Source organism: Shewanella mesophila (assembly GCF_019457515.1).
GTDB classification, from domain to species: Bacteria; Pseudomonadota; Gammaproteobacteria; order Enterobacterales; family Shewanellaceae; genus Shewanella; species Shewanella mesophila.
This window is the reverse complement of sequence record NZ_CP080421.1, coordinates 1,617,155-1,634,652: the sequence shown is the minus strand read 5'-3', so window position 1 is coordinate 1,634,652 and position 17,498 is coordinate 1,617,155. Positions and strand designations below refer to the sequence as shown.

The following is a 17,498-nucleotide window of genomic DNA, read 5'->3' as shown; positions in this document are numbered from 1 at the left end:
CGGTTTAAATCCCCTAGTAAGCATGCTAACTTAATTTGCTAATTTGAATTGAGGAGCAGCGGTTCACATTAATTTGCGAGGTTTAACAACCTTGAAATTAGCAAAGCTGCCCCTATATGAATTTTTACCCTATTTAGCTGTCTACAGCTCACACTATTGATAAAATTGAGTAGCAACATGCCGTTAAGTCGATTTCATGCATTACGTGAATACCTAAACAAAGTCATTTTAGGTCAGCCCACTCTCACCGAAAACTTATTGATAGCACTAATAGCCGATGGTCACCTACTGGTTGAAGGCCCGCCAGGCTTAGCGAAAACCCGTGCGGTCAAAGCGCTGAGCGATGGCGTCGAAGGCGATTTCCACCGAATTCAGTTTACGCCCGATCTTCTGCCAGCCGATTTAACGGGTACCGATATCTATCGCGCCCAAACCGCCACCTTCGAATTTGAAGCGGGGCCGATTTTCCATAATTTAATTTTGGCAGACGAAATTAACCGCGCACCGGCTAAAGTACAGTCAGCCTTGCTCGAAGCGATGGCGGAAGGTCAGGTCACTGTGGGTAAGCATAGTTATCAATTACCTAAGCTGTTTTTAGTCATGGCAACCCAAAACCCATTAGAGAATGAAGGGACCTATCCGCTACCCGAAGCCCAATTAGACCGTTTCTTAATGCATCTCAATTTGGATTACCCCAGTGCCGAAACTGAATTTGAGATCATGAGACTCTCTCGCAGTGAAGCCAAAGCACATGATATTCCGAAAGTATCGCCTATTGCTCAAGCAGAAGTATTTGCTGCACGTGCCGAAGCGTTAGAGATCTACTTAGCAGAGCCCCTAGAGCAATACATAGTCAACATCGTCATGGCCACGCGCCAGTCTCAGCAGTACAGCGACACCTTAGCCAGCTGGCTTGAGTATGGCGTCAGTCCTCGTGCCACCATCTCTATCGAACGTTGCGCTCGAGCACGGGCATGGTTAATGGAGCGAGACTATGTATCGCCAGAAGATATTCAGGCAGTCGTGCCTAACGTGCTTCGTCATCGACTATTACTCAGTTACCAAGCACAAGCTGAAGGCGTTAATGCCGACCAAGTAATCAACTATATCCTTAGTCAAGTTGCGGTGCCTTAATGTTAAGTAGCGAGTTACCACTCTTTGCCGATGGCGTATCACTCAATCAAAAGGAGTTACTCGCCTGCCAGAATATCGCCAGAGCGCTACCACAAAGACGCACCAAAGCACGTGCCGCACTTGCAGGCCATAGAGCCAGCACGATAAAAGGTCGTGGTATGGAGTTTGCTGAAGTACGTCATTACCAAAGCGGTGATGATGTGCGCACCATTGATTGGCGCGTAACGGCACGCACAGGTAAAGCCCATACTAAACTTTTCGTTGAAGAGCGTGAACGCCCCGTCCTCTTACTGCTCGATTTAAGCCATAGCCTCTACTTTGGCTCAAGCTTGATGCTCCAAGCAGTACAAGCGGCGCATCTTGGTAGTACGTTAGGATGGAGCGCAGTAGGACACGGTGACCGACTAGGCGCCCTAATTGCTAGCGAGCAACAGCATATCGAGTTAAAACCTCGTAGTCGCCAAACCACGATGTTGGCGTTGATCTCGGCAATACAGACCGTGCATCAGCAACAGCTTGATGGTCTCAATCGGCAGCAACACGAACCCGATCATCTATTCCGCGCATGCCAACGCCTGCGACGCATTGCCAAGCCCGGATCGTTAATCTGGATCATCAGCGACGGCACTCACTTCACGCCTCAGTGTCTTGCACCATTAAGCGAGTTGAAACGCCATTGCGATATTGGAGCATTCCTCATATCTGACCCATTAAGGCAAGGAGAACTCCCCCTGCCAGCACAATTTCAGCTGCCGGTAAAAGAGGGTAATAGTGAGCTTATTTTGAATCGCGATAGTTATGATCGCTGGCTGCTTAGTCAGCAAAACCAGCAGCAAGACTTTATCAATATGATGAATCAATTGAACGCCCAACCTAGGATCATCAGTGCTGCAATGCCTTTAAATCAACAGATTGGAGCCTTAAGATAGATGCAGACGGCTAACAATCCCGCCTTAGCTGCGATGAAAGATATCCAACCACCAGAACCCATAGGTACATGGCCGCTGGCATATGGCTACTGGTTACTATTGGCCGTGACATTAGTAGCGATAGTCGCCTGCGCTTTTTGGCTCATAAAACGTCATCGACGCTGCGCTGCTAAACGTGAAGCAATTGTGCAGCTAGATAAGTTAGATACAAGCCATAGGCAGCTGGCTATCGAAATCAATGCATTACTCAAACGCAGCGCAATGAGTTATACCCCGAGAGAAAACATTGCCTCACTCGATGGAGATAGCTGGTACGCTTGGTTAAGGCGACAAGACAACAAGATGGACGATGCTCTGCCTAAATTGCTGGCTAAACGCTATCAAGCACAAGCGCTCACTACCGCTGAAGCAAAGCAACTCAAAATAGCAGCGAAACAATGGCTCAATAACGCCCTACCGTTAAAACAAAATAGCACAGGTAAGGAGGCGTTATGTTCACAATAGCCTGGGCTTGGTTACTCCTGTTATTGCCACTACCGCTGATATTTAGACGCTCTCAGACTGAGCAGAACCAAGTGAGTGGTCATCTGCAAATGCCTGGCGTTGCGAATTCTGGGGCCGTTGGTCACAATAAAAGCTCGCGGATAAGTCAAGTTCCACAGTGGCTCATATGGACACTATTAGTTTTTTCTGTCGCCCGCCCACTATGGGTTGGTGACGTGATTGAGCTGCCTAGCAAAGGCCGTGACTTAATGCTGGCGGTGGATTTATCTGGCAGTATGCAGATTGAAGATATGGTACTCGATGGCAAGCCCGTCGATCGTTTTACTATGGTTCAACACGTAATGAGTGACTTTATTGAACGGCGAAAAGGCGATAAATTAGGCCTGATTTTGTTTGCCGATCATGCATATCTGCAGGCGCCGCTGACTCAAGACCGACGCTCCGTCGCCCAGTTTTTATCCGAAGCTCAAATTGGCTTAGTCGGCAAGCAAACGGCGATCGGCGAAGCTATCGCTCTGGGGGTAAAGCGCTTCGATAAAACCGAGGAGAGCAACCGTGTATTGATTCTGTTGACCGATGGCTCAAACAACTCAGGCGCTATCTCTCCAGAACAAGCCGCAGCGATCGCAGCCAAGCGTGGTATCACCATCTATACCATAGGTGTTGGCGCCGATGTCATGGAAAGACAAACCCTGTTTGGCCGCGAGAGAGTCAATCCTTCGATGGATCTTGATGAAACCCAGTTGACTCAATTAGCGACCACAACCAAAGGTCGTTATTTTCGCGCCCGTAATTCAGCCGAATTAGAACAAATTTATCAAGAGATAGACAAGCTCGAGCCGACCAACAGCGATCAGCTAACTTATCGTCCGCAGTCTGAGTTATTTTATTTTCCGTTAGCCGCAGCGCTAATAATAAGTGTGTTGCAGATGCTACTAAAACTTCCTTTTATTTCATCACGTTTGATCGTTAACAAACGGGGAGCATTATGATCCATTTTTTACGCCCCGAATGGCTACTGGCGCTGATACCACTAGCGTTAATGCTATGGCAACTTCGACGCAATGAACAACAGCAATCGAGCTGGAATCGTTATATCGCCCCTCATTTAGCTAAAGTACTGGTGTCAACTCAGGCTCAGTCTAAGAAAAGTAATCTCAATGCCATTAGCTTAAGTTGGTTGGTTGCCGTTATCGCCTTATCAGGTCCTGCGTTTACCAAACAAAGCTTACCCGTATTTGAGGCCAATCAAGGCCGAGTTATCGTTATGGATATGTCTTTGTCTATGTACGCGACCGATCTGGCGCCAAACCGATTAACTCAGGCTAAATTTAAAGCAACCGACCTTATTAACAGCCTCACAGAGGGAGAAACTGGACTAGTCGCCTATGCCGGCGATGCCTTTACCATAAGCCCTCTCACTCGAGATATGTCAACGCTGCTCAACTTATTACCTACCCTGTCGCCGCAAATTATGCCCGTTAGAGGCTCTAACCTCCCTGCCGCGCTGACCCAAGCTAAAAGCTTACTGGCTCAGGGCGGCCACCTTCGCGGCGATATCATTTTATTCACCGATGGCGTAGCGACAGAGCAAGTCAATGAATCGAGTCGAGTATTGAGTGATAGCCAATACAGGCTATCAATTATTGCCCTTGGCACTGCTCAAGGCGCGCCGATTCGCCTTCCCGATGGACAGCTAATGCGTGATAACAGCAGTCAAATTGTGGTCCCTAAAACCGATCACAATGAACTCTCCACAATCGCTAGCGCCAATGATGGTAACTTATATCCTTATCGTGCCGATGGCGGCGATCTTAGCGCGCTTAACCAGTGGCTAGAGCAGAGTCAGTCCACTAAGGCATCTGATCTTGAGGGTGAAACCTGGCTTGACTTAGGTCCTTATATCGCAATTTTATTGCTTTTCCCTGCGCTGATGAGCTTCAGACATGCCTTAGCTGCATTGGCTTGCTTAATGCTGGTCATGCCGCCTACGCCCGCTTATGCCGACAGCTGGCAACATCCTTGGCAAACCGATGATCAACGAGCAATGGAAGCCTATAACCAACAAGATTATCAGCAGGCAGCCAAGCTATTTAGTGATCCCAACTGGCAGGCGGCAGCACATTATCGCGATGGTGATTATGAGCAAGCACTTGAAAAATACGAAAAAGATGACTCTGCAACAGGCTTATACAACCAAGGTAATAGCTTGATGCAGTTGCAAGATCTTGACGGCGCGATCAAACGATATGAACAAGCTATCACCAAGGATCCTCGTTTAGCTGAAGCCAAAGATAACTTGGCGCTGGCAAAGCAGTTAAAACAGCAGCAACAAAATAGCGACGATCAAAATCAACAATCCCAACAGAATCAAGACAGTCAGGAACAACAAAATTCGGGTCAACAAAACCAGTCACAAGGTAGCGATGATCAACAATCATCAAAAGAGCAGCAGAGTGGCGATCAGCAATCGGGAGACCAACAAGGCCAAGATAGCCAATCATCACAACAAGACTCACAAGAGAAAAATGAGCAAAGCCAGCAGAAAGATGACACAAATGACGACAAAAAGAGTCAGTCAGATGCAAATACCCAATCTGATGAAAGTCAGCAAGCGGACGGAACGCCGCAAGATAACGAAGCTCAAATGAGTGCGGATCCCGAGCAACAGTCTAAGCAGCAAGAACAGCAGCAACAAGAACAACAAGCAGGAACAAATACTGAACAAGCGGCTAACGATGACTCACAACAGCAAACCGAGCAATCTATGGCCGCAGCTCAAGCAGACACCGATGAAAAAAATGCTGCTGAGTCTAAAGAAGAAGTTCAGGCAATGACCAACGCCATTGCACCTGAAGATCTACCACCAGAAATGCAGCGGGCACTCACAGGCGTTATCGACGATCCACAAGTGCTACTGCGCAACAAAATGCAACTTGAATACCAAAAACGACGTCGTCAGGGCGTGACTTCAAAGGATAGCGAACAGTGGTAATACGATATTTTTTAACTCTTTTCCTATTGGCGCTTTGCCTCTCAAACTCCGCTTATGCATTGACTAAGCTAGAAACCTCTGTCGATCGAAATCCTGCGATTGAGGGAGAGTATTTAGTGCTGACCATCAAAGCCGATGATGATGTCGATAACGGCAGTCTCGATACCAGCAGTCTGCTCAAAGATTTTATTGTGGGTCGTACCAGTGTTAGCCGCAGCACTCAAATCATGAACTTTGATGCAAGTAAGGAAACCCGCTGGCAAATTTTACTCGCCCCTAAAAAGACAGGCACTGTTACGATACCCGCGCTCACGATCGACAATATCAGCTCAGATCCAATCGCGCTTCAGGTTGCCGCTTCGGGCAGTCAGCCAGAGCAGATGAAAAATCTGTTCATCCGCTCTAGCCTTTCAAGCGAAGAAGCCTATGTAGGTCAATTAATTACTTATAAAGTTAAGCTTTATCTTGCTGTTGAATTACAGCGAGGGGTATTGAGTGCACCAAATGTTGACGGAGCTCAGCTTAAGCAATTAGGCGAAGATAGTGATACAACTGAAATTCTCGATGGCCGTCGCTATCGCGTTATCGAGCGAACCTACAGCATTATTGCCGATAAGCCTGGCAGCCTAGCACTCTCAGGTGCCAGTTTTTCTGGTGATGTGCTAGTTGAAGCGTCGCGCCGAGGGGGAATGTTCTCCTTTAATGAAAGCAGGCCGATGCAGGCCAAAGCCGCGCCAAATGAGATCACGATTTTACCTATCCCTGAATCTTTCCGTGGAAAATGGTTAGTGAGCGATCTTGTGGTGTTAAAAGAGGACTGGCCTGAAAACAACGCTAACAGTAACAGCAAGCAAAACAGTATTGAGGTAGGAACACCTATCACTCGAAATATTAGCTTGCTGGCATCTAATACCGACGATACCAGCTTGCCAGAAATCACACTCCCCGTCCCTAATAGCTTTAAAAGCTACCCTGAAAAGCCACAGCGACAAACCTTTGTGCGCGAAAAACAGGTGGTATCCCAGCTAACACAAACCACGGCAATAGTTCCGACAAAGGCAGGCACATACACGCTCCCAGAAATTACCATTCCTTGGTGGAACAGCCGCACTAACAAGCAGGAGTTTGCGACCTTACCAGCGCGAACGGTCACTGTCGTCTCCTCTACCAGTGCACCTGACATTGCATCACCAACAGTGGCCTCCCCCACGGAAGTGACTAATGGTTCCGCTGGCTTTTGGCCTTATCTAACTGCGTTATTTGCTCTGCTTTGGTTAGTCACGCTAACCCTTTGGCGTAAACAATATAAGGTGCCAGTGGCAGTGCTCGCGGAGTCGAAGTCAAATGTAGGCAATAAACCAGCCAAGCAAAGCGAGTTAACACAACTCGAATCGGCATGTAAAAAGGCTGACGTAGGGGCGATTCTCTCCGCCTTACAAGGTTATTTTACTGCGCGATATGGAAAGCCGATGACCCTAACGGATATCGCATCGCTAAATGGTGCACTAGATAACGCCATCACCGACTTACAACGCAGCGCCTATAGCCAAAGCAAGATAAATTTAAATGCCACCGAGCTAATCAACGCCGTTAAACAAGCCCCGTTAAAACCTGAGCAAACAGCTAAGAGTGCCCTAGCGCCACTCAACCCTAATCAGTAAGCTTGCTAAATATCATTATTAAGGGGTAACGTAACGTTACCCCTTTTTGTTATCTTGCCGACGTTATGGATCATCTCGAGTGAAAAATGTTTAACCTTAAGCGAAATAAAAACCCAAAATCCTCGGTCAATAATGACATGCTAAGTAAACAACGACGATACGATAGCCTTGTCAGGGCACTTCATGCCGATCTGTTCCGCTACGCCTATTGGTTATGTGGCGACAAACATATAGCAGAAGATATCACCCAAGAGACCTTTTTAAGGGCTTGGAAATCTTTAGAGTCCCTAAAGGATGATAAGGCCGCTAAGGCGTGGTTAATCACTATTTTACGCCGCGAGAATGCGCGGAGGTTTGAACGAAAACAGTTCGATTACTCCGACGTAGAACAGTCTGAACTTGAAGATAATCAATCATTATCAAGCGACGATAAACTGGAGCAGCATTTTATCCGCCGTCAGATCAGTAGGCTCGAAGTTGAATACCGAGAGCCGCTCATTTTACAAGTCATCGGTGGATTTAGCGGTGAAGAGATCGCCGACATCTTAGAACTCAATCGAAATACGGTTATGACTCGCTTATTTAGAGCACGTAACCAACTCAAAGAATTACTTGATAACACGCAAACTAGGGGGCGCTCTAATGGATGAGCTCAAATTCCGCCGAGAGGCCTATGAAAATCCAAATAGTCACGATGTGGATTTTTTACAAGCCATGCGTGAATCTAAAGAACGTGCAGCATTTGTGAATGACTTAAAACGCTTAGATGACCAACTTGAATCTGCGTTAAAAGTTGATGTTCCCGAAGGGCTAGAAGCCAAACTATTGTTAAACCAGCAACTACACCAACATCAAGTGCAGCGTCGTAAGACGGGGGTCACGCTAGCTTTGGTTGCCTCAATTGCATTTATCGCAGGCATCAGTTTTAGTTTGCTACGCCTTGGACCTGTCGATCTCGGTCAACATGCATTAGCGCATGTTTATCATGAAAAAGTCGCGATGCAGATGGAAGATGATATCAGTTTTGATACCATTAATACCCAACTAGCCTCGATGGGCACCTTGCCTAATGCCCGTTTTATCGAACAACCGGGTCGAGTCCTGTTTAGCACCTATTGCGATTTCCAAGGAGTGAAAAGTATTCACCTAGTCATGCAGGGGGAAAAAGGTAAGGTCACCCTATTTATTGTACCTGTGGAGGAGCGAATGATCTTAGAGGAGGCTTTTGCTGACAACCGTTATCAAGGAGTCGGATTTTCCGCTGATAATGCATATATGTTACTAGTCGCCGAAAACCACACAGATCTTGACAACATAAAAGACGAAATTAAACAGTCTTTCATCTAAGAACGTCACAACCTGTGGCAGTCGCCACCTTTGCCACAGGTTAGAACTTCATCACACCCTCTAGATTTATTGAGATAGCGCTCAAACTTCTGCTAGCATAGCGGGCTCACACCAAACCATAACAATAAAACGGCTTACGCATGACTATTGAATTACCGATTTTAATTACATTTTTCGGCTATCTCATCCTAATGATGGGGATTGGCCTTTGGGCATACAAGGCAACTGATTCTGTCGATGATTATATCTTGGGCGGACGCTCAATGGGACCAGCGGTGACCGCGCTTAGCGTTGGGGCATCGGATATGTCTGGTTGGTTGCTGCTTGGCTTACCAGGTGCCGTATATCTTGGAGGCTTAGGTGAAGCATGGATAGGGATTGGACTGGTGTTCGGCGCATGGCTCAATTGGCTATTTGTCGCTAAACGTCTGCGGATCTATACACAGTTTACCGATAACGCCCTCACCTTACCTGACTTCTTTGAGAAACGTTTCGCCGATAAGCAAGGGCTCCTCAAACTCGTATCGGCCGTTACTATCTTAGTCTTTTTTACCTTCTATGCATCATCTGGCATGGTTGGCGGCGCCATCTTATTTGAAAAAGTCTTCGGCCTAGATTACACATTGGCACTGATCATCGGCTCAACCATTATCGTGGCTTATACCTTCGTTGGTGGCTTTTTCGCGGTAAGTTGGACCGATTTTTTCCAAGGTTGTTTAATGCTAATAGCATTGCTCATTGTCCCTGTTGCAATTTTTAGCCAACCAGAAACACAAAATGGCTTGCATGAACTCGATCCTGCGATGCTATCCATGTTCAGTGAAAACACCACAGTTATTGGTTTAGCGTCTCTGCTCGCTTGGGGGCTTGGCTATTTCGGGCAACCCCATATTTTGTCTCGTTTTATGGCCATCGGCAGCGCCGACGATCTAACGGTTTCAAGGCGTATCGCCATGAGCTGGATGATAGTAGCGCTTATTGGCGCGCTAGCAACTGGTCTTGCAGGCAGCCTCTATTTTACTAGTGAACCTATCGCTAACCCTGAGACAGTGTTTATTCAACTAGCACATGCCGCTTTTAATCCTTGGATTGGTGGCTTACTTATTGCCGCGATTCTGTCGGCTATCATGAGTACCATAGATTCACAGTTGCTGGTTTGCTCAAGTGTTATTACCGAAGATTTCTACAAGAAGTGGTTACGGCCAACAGCGAGCAGCAAAGAACTGATGTTAGTAGGTCGCATCGGCGTACTGGCCATTGCCCTTATTTCAGGGATCATCGCGCTAAATCCAGAAAGCAGCGTATTAGGATTAGTCAGTTACGCTTGGGCGGGCTTTGGCGCCGCATTTGGCCCTGTGGTGCTATTGTCATTGTTTTGGAAACACTATAGTCGAAATGGTGCTGTGGCCACTATTCTCATCGGTGCTCTGACAGTGGTCTTATGGAAACAAGCGACTGGTGGCATATTCGAACTCTACGAAATACTGCCTGGTTTTGTATTTGCGACCATAGCGGGAATAGTAATAAGTCTGTTGTCAAAACCCAGCGACGATATTCAAGTTCAATTTGAACAATTCAGCCATAAACTCTAATTAACCAACTGAGTATAAAAAGTCGAAAAAGCAAAATAGCGTACAAGTGTACGCTATTTTTTATACTTTAATTTTTTTACTATAACCAAGGAAATTTACAAGTAATTAACCTTTGTAAAATCTAGCTAAGCCCCTGAAAACCCCTGATACTGCAGCTGCTAAGCCAACAGAAAACATCTGCTCCAACCAGTTTGTTTTTAGGGTGCACCCTTTAACATAAAACCAACAATAAATAACATCTGGTCGGAGTTGTTAGTGAGTCACTGCAACCCTAGTATGGCGCGACTAATAAATGGATCTCAATGGATGCTCAACAGCACCATAATTGGGGCCAGACATAATGAGAAAAAATCATGAAGTTATTTAACAAGACATTATTAGCCGTTGCCGTAACGCTTGCGAGCTCTCAAGCTATGGCTGCGGGTTTCCAACTTAATAGCCAATCGGCAACAGGTTTAGGTCGAGCATTTTCTGGTGATGCCGTTATCGCTGATAACGCCACTGTGATGGCTAGAAACTCCGCCGCTATGGCCCTGTTTGACACAACCGCTATTAGCTTAGGTGTGACTTATATCGATACTGATGTCACTCTTAAAGACGCAAGCCTTACTTATCTAACCAATACAGGCTATCAGTCAGTCGATCTGCCTAATGTGTCTGATATTGGCGGCGCAACACCTGTACCCAATATCTTTATCGTTCATCCAATCAACGATGAGTGGGCTATTGGTTTTGGCGCTTATTCTAACTTTGGTACGACGACCGAATACCCAGACAATTTTGCCGCTGATATTTTTGGTGGCACAACCAAGGTGCGTAGCGCTAATCTACAAGGTAGCGTGTCTTACCGCATTAATGACAATTTCAGTATCGGTGCAGGACTTGATATCGTGCTCGGTACAGGTGAGCTTTATCGCGAATTCAAAGGCGCAGGAATGGGCCCTAACGCTCCAGCACTTGATGTAGAAGCTGAAGGTTATGGGTTAGGCTGGAATATCGGCGCAGTTTACGAAGTCAATGACAATCACAGATTTGGCTTAAGCTACCGTTACTCACCAACGATTAAAGCCGATGGTGACTTTATCTATCAAGGTCAAGCCGCAGCCGACGATACACTGCATTTACCACTACCTTCAATTGCTGAGTTTTCTGGTTATCACAAGTTAACCAGTCAGTTTGCCGTGCACTATTCGGCGCAATTTATCCAGTGGAGCAACTTTGATACCTTAGATACCGATGCGTTCGGTACGATTAAAGAGTACAACTGGCGTAATACTTGGCACTTCTCTGTAGGTGGCACTTACGACATAAATGATACTTGGACCGTACGTGCAGGTTATATGTATGACATGGGTGCGGTAGATGAAATCCAATCTATTGCGATTCCAGATTCTGATCGTCAATGGTTCTCTACTGGTGTGACATATAGCTTATCTGAGCACTCAGATCTTGATTTTGGTTTGACCTATCTTATGGGCGAAGATGTCGACGTCACCGAAAGTCAGTATCTTGGACCACTTCCGGTAGCGACGGTTAACGGCACGACTCGTGCGAATGCTTGGATGTATGGTATTCAATACAGCTACAAGTTTTAAATCTTGCTAAATAATTGAAGGTATAAAGCCATACATTAAGTGTGGCTTTTTTGTACTTATACGAAATCTTTCCTACAGTTAATATACAAATTGACTGTAATCGAATTGATGATGGCTAAAGTAATTGGACTCGGTGGCATATTCTTTAAGAGCGAAGATCCCAACGCATTGGCGCTATGGTACAAGACCCATCTGCAAGTACCGGTAGAAAATTGGGGCGGTGCCGCCTTCTATCTGAATAATCTCACGCCAACGGCTGCTGCGGGTTATAGTGTTTGGACACCGATGTCAGCTGATTCAGATTATCTTCACCCCTCTGCAAAATCTTTTATGTTTAATTTAATTGTTGATGATCTCGACGGCGCTCTAGAGCAAGTGAGAAATGGCGGCGCACAGGTCATTGCAGAAACAGAAGATTCGGAGTTTGGTCGCTTTGGCTGGTTTATTGATCCCGATGGAAATAAAGTCGAATTATGGCAAGCTAGCGAAACACCATAAGCGAGACGAAAAGGTCCGAAAACTAACCTAGAAAAATCAATCTAACAAGCATATGCTATTGGTTTAAAGCAACTTGGACGCTCTCTCATGCATAAATCATTTGCAACTATTCTACTGGGATTATTCATCTGCGGTGGACTGTATTTGCTCGGTAACAGCTTAGGCAACAGTCTGGTGACTATGCGAGCAATGGAACGTACCGTAACGGTGAAAGGTCTCGCCGAACTGGAAGTTGATGCAGACACGGCTATTTGGCCAATTCGTTTTACTGAAGTCGACAACGATCTTAATAGCCTATATAAGAATGTTCAGGCCAAGTCCGATAAAGTGGTCGCATTTTTAATCAAACAAGGCTTCACTAATGAGGAGATCTCAAGTTCTCTGCCCTCCATACAAGATCGTCAAGCTCAAGGTTACGTAGATCCTAATGTTCGTTATCGCTATGCTGCCCAGGTAACCATTTCACTGTATACCAAAAGAGTTGAGTTATTACTCAGTATACAACGCAATTTACTCGATCTTGCCAAAGAGGGAATCGTCATCTCTAGTCAAGACTATAACAGCCGCACCGAGTTTCTATTTACCCAACTCAATAGCATCAAGCCTAAAATGGTGCAATCAGCGACCGAAAATGCACGTCAAACCGCGGAAAAGTTTGCCATCGACTCTCAATCAAAACTAGGCAAGATCAAGAGTGCATCCCAAGGACAATTCACTATAAACGATCGTGATAGCAACACACCCAATATCAAGAAAGTCAGAGTCGTCTCAACCCTGACCTATTACTTAAATGATTAAATGTTAGCGTTATTATCTTATATTGATGAATTAGGCCGCTGACTAACCCCCTATTCATCGCGTTTTTCTAATAAATGATTGCACTCGTTTCAAAAGTCCATTAGAATTTTCTTATGAAGTTTTTGGAGGTCGTCAGTCTTATGCGTATTCAACACCCGTTATCAGTCGGTTTTATTCTCTCTATTTGCAGCCTGTTCGCATCTGCAGAGTCAGTCAAAACCATTACAGTCAATCCGCAGCCGTTACCGCAATGGATCACCCTCGATGCGCAGCTTGAAGCGGTTAAGGCCGCGACTGTGTCTGCACAAACTTCCGGGCGCATCATCAAAATCAATTACGACGTGAATGATATTGTGCCACAAGGAGCGCCGCTATTAGAGATCACCAGTATCGCCCAAGGCGCAGAGTTAGCGGCAGCCGAAGCCGACTATGCAAGAGCCATGGCTCAAAATGAGGAAGCGCAAAAACAGCGTAAGCGTTACGAAGAGCTCTTTCCTAAAGGCGCGATCTCACAAGGCGACATGGATCAAGCCATCGCTAATGCCAGCTCAACAGCTCAGGCTGTAAGCGCCGCAAAAGCACGCATTATTCAGGCCAATGAATCGGTCAAATATACCAGCGTTAGTGCGCCATTTGCAGGTGTAGTCACCCAACGTTTTGTTGAAGTCGGTGAAACGGTCTCTCCAGGACAGCCACTATTGAGTGGATTCTCTACCGATCAAATGCGAGCCGTTACTCATGTGCCACTTCGTTATATCGACGCACTCAGAGCACAGCCTGATGTTGAATTAACACTCAATGATCAACAAAAAATTCAGTCACAAGCATTAACTATCTTCTCTTTTGCCGACCCAAAGAGTCATAGCTATAAGACTCGGATAGATCTTCCCCAAGGTCTACCCAATCTGATGCCTGGAATGTGGGTAAAAGCTAAGTTTGTCGCGGGTCAACGTAGCACTATGGTTATACCGAAAGCAGCCATCATGTTTCAAAATGAGATCAGTGCCGTTTATTTACAGCAACAAGGAAAATTCCTACTCAATCAGATCCGGTTAGGTGCCGAGTTTGATGACAGTTATGAGGTACTTTCAGGGTTAGATGCGGGTGACGTTGTCGCCGCAGATGCTTATAGCGTACTGCTTAACATCAATAAATAGTAGGTTGGGTCGTTTCAAGGAGTCGTAAATAAGATGAGTTCGCAACAAATGCATAATGGCGATAACCAGACGACAAAACTGGGTTTTTCTGGTCGTATAGCCGCCCTATTTCAGCTTAGTGCAATTACCCCGTTACTTGCACTCCTTGGCCTATTACTTGGCCTATTTGCGGTATTGGTCACCCCGAAAGAGGAAGAACCACAAATAGATGTCACCTTTGCAGATGTCTTTATTCCCTTCCCTGGCGCAACTCCCAGCGAAGTTGAGCAACTGGTTACCCTGCCGATGGAGCAAGTACTGTCTCAAATAAAAGGGGTCGATACCCTCTACTCATTCTCACAACCTGATGGCGCACTGTTAATCGCCATTTTTGAAGTAGGTATCCCCCGCAACGAAGCGATCGTCAAACTGTATAATCAGGTCTATTCCAATATGGATAAGGTCGCGACCCAAGCTGGGGTCGGTGAGCCTCAGATAAAACCTCGTGGGATAGATGATGTTCCCATTGTGACTCTCACGCTGTGGTCCAAGTCAGCACAGAGATCGGCAGAGGAACTGACTCACATAGCCAAAGGACTCGAAACAGAACTCAAACGCATTCCAGGTACTCGTGAGATCTATAGTGTCGGGCGCCATGACGTTAGCCTAAATGTTCGTATTGATCCTGCCAAAATGAGCTTTTATGGCTTGACCTATGATGACATCAGCAACAGCCTTGCCAGTAACAATCACGTCTCTATGCCTGTTTCACTGGTTCAAAATAACCAAGAGATCAAAGTTCAAACAGGGCAATTTTTACAATCTCAACAAGAGGTTGAACAGCTAGTCGTCGCCATTTATCAAGATGAATCAGGTAAGAGTGCGCCCGTCTATCTCGCCGATATCGCTACCGTTAGCCTCAACACTGATATTCCGACTAAAAATGCATGGCACAGTGATAAGCTTGCAACCTACCCAGCCGTCACCATCGCCATTGGTAAACAACCAGGTGAAAATGCGGTCGACATCGCCAATGCGATTTTAGAGCGTCTCGATAAAGTCGATAACATCTTAGTACCTGACGATGTCGAGGTCACCATATCGCGAAACTATGGTAAGACAGCAGGCGATAAAGCCAACACCCTCATTTTAAAGCTAGTATTTGCCACCTCAGCCGTTGTCATCTTGGTCTTCTTGGCTATGGGCCTACGTGAGGCTGTCGTCGTCGGCATCGCCATTATTATTACCTTGGCCATCACCCTATTCGCTTCATGGGCGTGGGGCTTTACCCTCAACCGTATCTCACTTTTTGCACTGATATTTTCGATCGGGATCTTGGTCGATGATGCGATTGTGGTTGTCGAAAATATTCACCGTCATATGGCGCTGGGAAAACGTTCATTTACCGAGCTCATTCCTGTCGCCGTTGATGAAGTCGGTGGCCCCACGATATTAGCCACCTTCACGGTGATCGCAGCCTTGATGCCTATGGCATTTGTGTCGGGTCTTATGGGCCCCTATATGAGTCCAATCCCCATAAATGCCAGTATGGGGATGCTGATCTCCCTAGCAATCGCATTTATCGTCACCCCTTGGCTGGCGACTAAATTGCTAAAACAGCATAAGCACACCACTGGTAACGCAACAGAAGATGAGGCGTCTACGACTCGCATGGTTAAAGCATTTACCGCACTCATCTCGCCCTTTGTTAAAGGTCGGCAAGCATCCAAAGCAAGATTGGGGCTTGCGGCGGCAATAACCCTCTTGATTGTCATCGCCATATCTTTGCCTATCAGTCAATTGGTGGTATTAAAAATGCTGCCATTTGATAATAAATCTGAATTCCAAGTCATGGTCGATATGCCCGAAGGCACGCCTGTGGAACAGACCCAGAGAGTGCTTAAAGCGCTAGGGCAACAGCTCAATCAGGTTGAAGAAGTCGATAACTATCAAATGTATGCTGGCACTAATGCACCAATGAATTTCAATGGTCTGGTTAGGCACTATTTCTTAAGAGAAACCCAAGAGCTTGGCGATATTCAAGTTAACTTAGTCGATAAGTCTGAGCGTCATCGAGATAGCCACTCTATTGCGGTTTCTGTAAGAGAGTCACTGCAACAGATTGCGACCAAATACAATGCCAACGTTAAGGTTGTCGAAGTGCCACCGGGTCCACCTGTATGGTCACCCATTTTGGCCGAGGTGTATGCGCCAAATGAAACGCTGAGAGAACAAGCGGCATTACAACTCCAGCAACTGTTCCATCAAACTCAAGATGTTGTTGATATCGACATCTACCTGCCCGCAGCGCAGCAAAAATGGCAAGTGAATATTGACCGTTCAAAAGCTAGCCTATTGGGTGTCCCATACAGCAATATTGTCGAATTAGTTGCAACCTCGATTGGCGGTAAAGAGGTCAGCTATCTACACAAGCCGAACCATAAAACGCCAGTACCTATCAAATTACAACTTGATGAAGGGGCCAAAGTCGATCTGGAGCAAGTGCTAAACCTCAGATTGAAAACCATGAATGGTAGCTCTGTTCCAGTATCTGAGTTAGTGCATATTAACAAGACTCAAATCGACGCACCTATTATTCACAAAAACATGATCCCAATGATCATGGTCGTTGCCGATATGGCGGGGCCACTAGATAGTCCACTCTACGGCATGTTTGAGATGGCCTCAGCCATTGATGGTGAAGATGGCCTAGGTTTCGAGCAACACTATGTTAATCAGCCTTCTGGACTGGATAGCATTGCAGTACTTTGGGACGGTGAATGGAAAATCACCTACGAAACCTTTAGAGATATGGGGATCGCCTATGCGGTAGGCATGATAGCTATCTATCTGCTTGTGGTCGGTCAATTCAAATCCTACACAGTGCCGCTGATTATTATGGCGCCAATTCCTTTGACCATTATCGGCGTTATGCCAGGTCATGCACTGCTTGGAGCTCAGTTCACCGCAACGTCTATGATTGGGATGATAGCCCTTGCGGGTATTATTGTGCGTAACTCAATTCTATTGGTCGATTTTATTAATCAAGAAACGGCTGCGGGTGTTCCCTTTGAGCAGGCCGTTATTCATTCTGGTGCGGTTCGAGCCAAACCCATTATGTTAACTGGACTGGCAGCGATGATTGGTGCCCTTTTCATTCTCGATGACCCCATATTCAATGGATTAGCCATCAGTTTGATCTTCGGTATTTTCGTATCAACCTTGCTGACATTAGTCGTTATTCCAGTGTTGTATTACGCCGTCATGCATAAAAAATTGTCACATATTGCTGCTAACTAAGCAGTCCAT

Annotated in this window: 14 protein-coding genes; all 14 read left to right on the top strand. The window is 46.1% G+C overall.

All coding sequences use genetic code 11. From position 1 onward, the window contains the following. The first annotated feature begins 177 nt into the window (after positions 1-177). A complete protein-coding gene (locus K0I73_RS07165; RefSeq protein ID WP_220063799.1) occupies positions 178-1,134 on the top strand; it encodes an AAA family ATPase in 957 nt (318 codons plus the stop codon). Continuing rightward, positions 1,134-2,063, top strand: coding sequence for a DUF58 domain-containing protein (locus K0I73_RS07160; RefSeq protein ID WP_220063798.1), 930 nt, complete (start codon positions 1,134-1,136; stop codon positions 2,061-2,063). Before K0I73_RS07165 ends, K0I73_RS07160 begins: the two co-directional genes overlap by 1 nt. Further along, the gene (locus K0I73_RS07155) at positions 2,064-2,567 is read left to right on the top strand and encodes a DUF4381 domain-containing protein (protein ID WP_220063797.1); all 504 of its coding nucleotides are present in this window, start codon (positions 2,064-2,066) and stop codon (positions 2,565-2,567) included. It begins immediately after the preceding gene. Beyond that, positions 2,555-3,559, top strand: a complete 1,005-nt coding sequence (locus K0I73_RS07150) for a vWA domain-containing protein (RefSeq protein ID WP_220063796.1) — start codon at positions 2,555-2,557, stop codon at positions 3,557-3,559. Before K0I73_RS07155 ends, K0I73_RS07150 begins: the two co-directional genes overlap by 13 nt. Beyond that, positions 3,556-5,562: a vWA domain-containing protein gene (locus tag K0I73_RS07145; RefSeq protein WP_220063795.1), complete on the top strand. Its 2,007-nt coding sequence runs from the start codon at positions 3,556-3,558 to the stop codon at positions 5,560-5,562. The genes K0I73_RS07150 and K0I73_RS07145 overlap by 4 nt, the downstream gene beginning before the upstream one ends. After that, entirely contained in the window at positions 5,556-7,223 is a 1,668-nt protein-coding gene (locus tag K0I73_RS07140) for a BatD family protein (protein ID WP_220063794.1), read from the top strand. Before K0I73_RS07145 ends, K0I73_RS07140 begins: the two co-directional genes overlap by 7 nt. Before the next feature lie 86 nt (positions 7,224-7,309). Then, positions 7,310-7,873 carry a sigma-70 family RNA polymerase sigma factor gene (locus tag K0I73_RS07135; RefSeq protein ID WP_220063793.1) on the top strand — a complete coding sequence of 188 codons (564 nt, stop codon included), beginning with the start codon at positions 7,310-7,312 and terminating at the stop codon, positions 7,871-7,873. After that, complete coding sequence (locus tag K0I73_RS07130) at positions 7,866-8,570, top strand: DUF3379 domain-containing protein (RefSeq protein ID WP_220063792.1); 705 nt, start codon at positions 7,866-7,868, stop codon at positions 8,568-8,570. Before K0I73_RS07135 ends, K0I73_RS07130 begins: the two co-directional genes overlap by 8 nt. Positions 8,571-8,710: 140 nt before the next feature. Beyond that, on the top strand, positions 8,711-10,162 hold the full coding sequence (putP, locus tag K0I73_RS07125; RefSeq protein ID WP_220063791.1) for a sodium/proline symporter PutP: 1,452 nt from the start codon (positions 8,711-8,713) through the stop codon (positions 10,160-10,162). A 353-nt stretch (positions 10,163-10,515) separates the two neighbouring features. Continuing rightward, on the top strand, positions 10,516-11,757 hold the full coding sequence (locus K0I73_RS07120) for an OmpP1/FadL family transporter (RefSeq protein ID WP_220063790.1): 1,242 nt from the start codon (positions 10,516-10,518) through the stop codon (positions 11,755-11,757). 111 nt (positions 11,758-11,868) lie between these two features. Continuing rightward, positions 11,869-12,255 (top strand): VOC family protein, encoded by a 387-nt coding sequence (locus K0I73_RS07115; RefSeq protein ID WP_220064297.1) that lies wholly within the window; start codon positions 11,869-11,871, stop codon positions 12,253-12,255. An 87-nt stretch (positions 12,256-12,342) separates the two neighbouring features. Continuing rightward, a complete protein-coding gene (locus K0I73_RS07110) occupies positions 12,343-13,053 on the top strand; it encodes an SIMPL domain-containing protein (protein WP_220063789.1) in 711 nt (236 codons plus the stop codon). A 140-nt stretch (positions 13,054-13,193) separates the two neighbouring features. After that, complete coding sequence (locus K0I73_RS07105) at positions 13,194-14,210, top strand: efflux RND transporter periplasmic adaptor subunit (protein ID WP_220064296.1); 1,017 nt, start codon at positions 13,194-13,196, stop codon at positions 14,208-14,210. Between the two features lie 33 nt (positions 14,211-14,243). Next, entirely contained in the window at positions 14,244-17,489 is a 3,246-nt protein-coding gene (locus tag K0I73_RS07100) for an efflux RND transporter permease subunit (RefSeq protein WP_258405314.1), read from the top strand. Positions 17,490-17,498 lie beyond the last annotated feature (9 nt).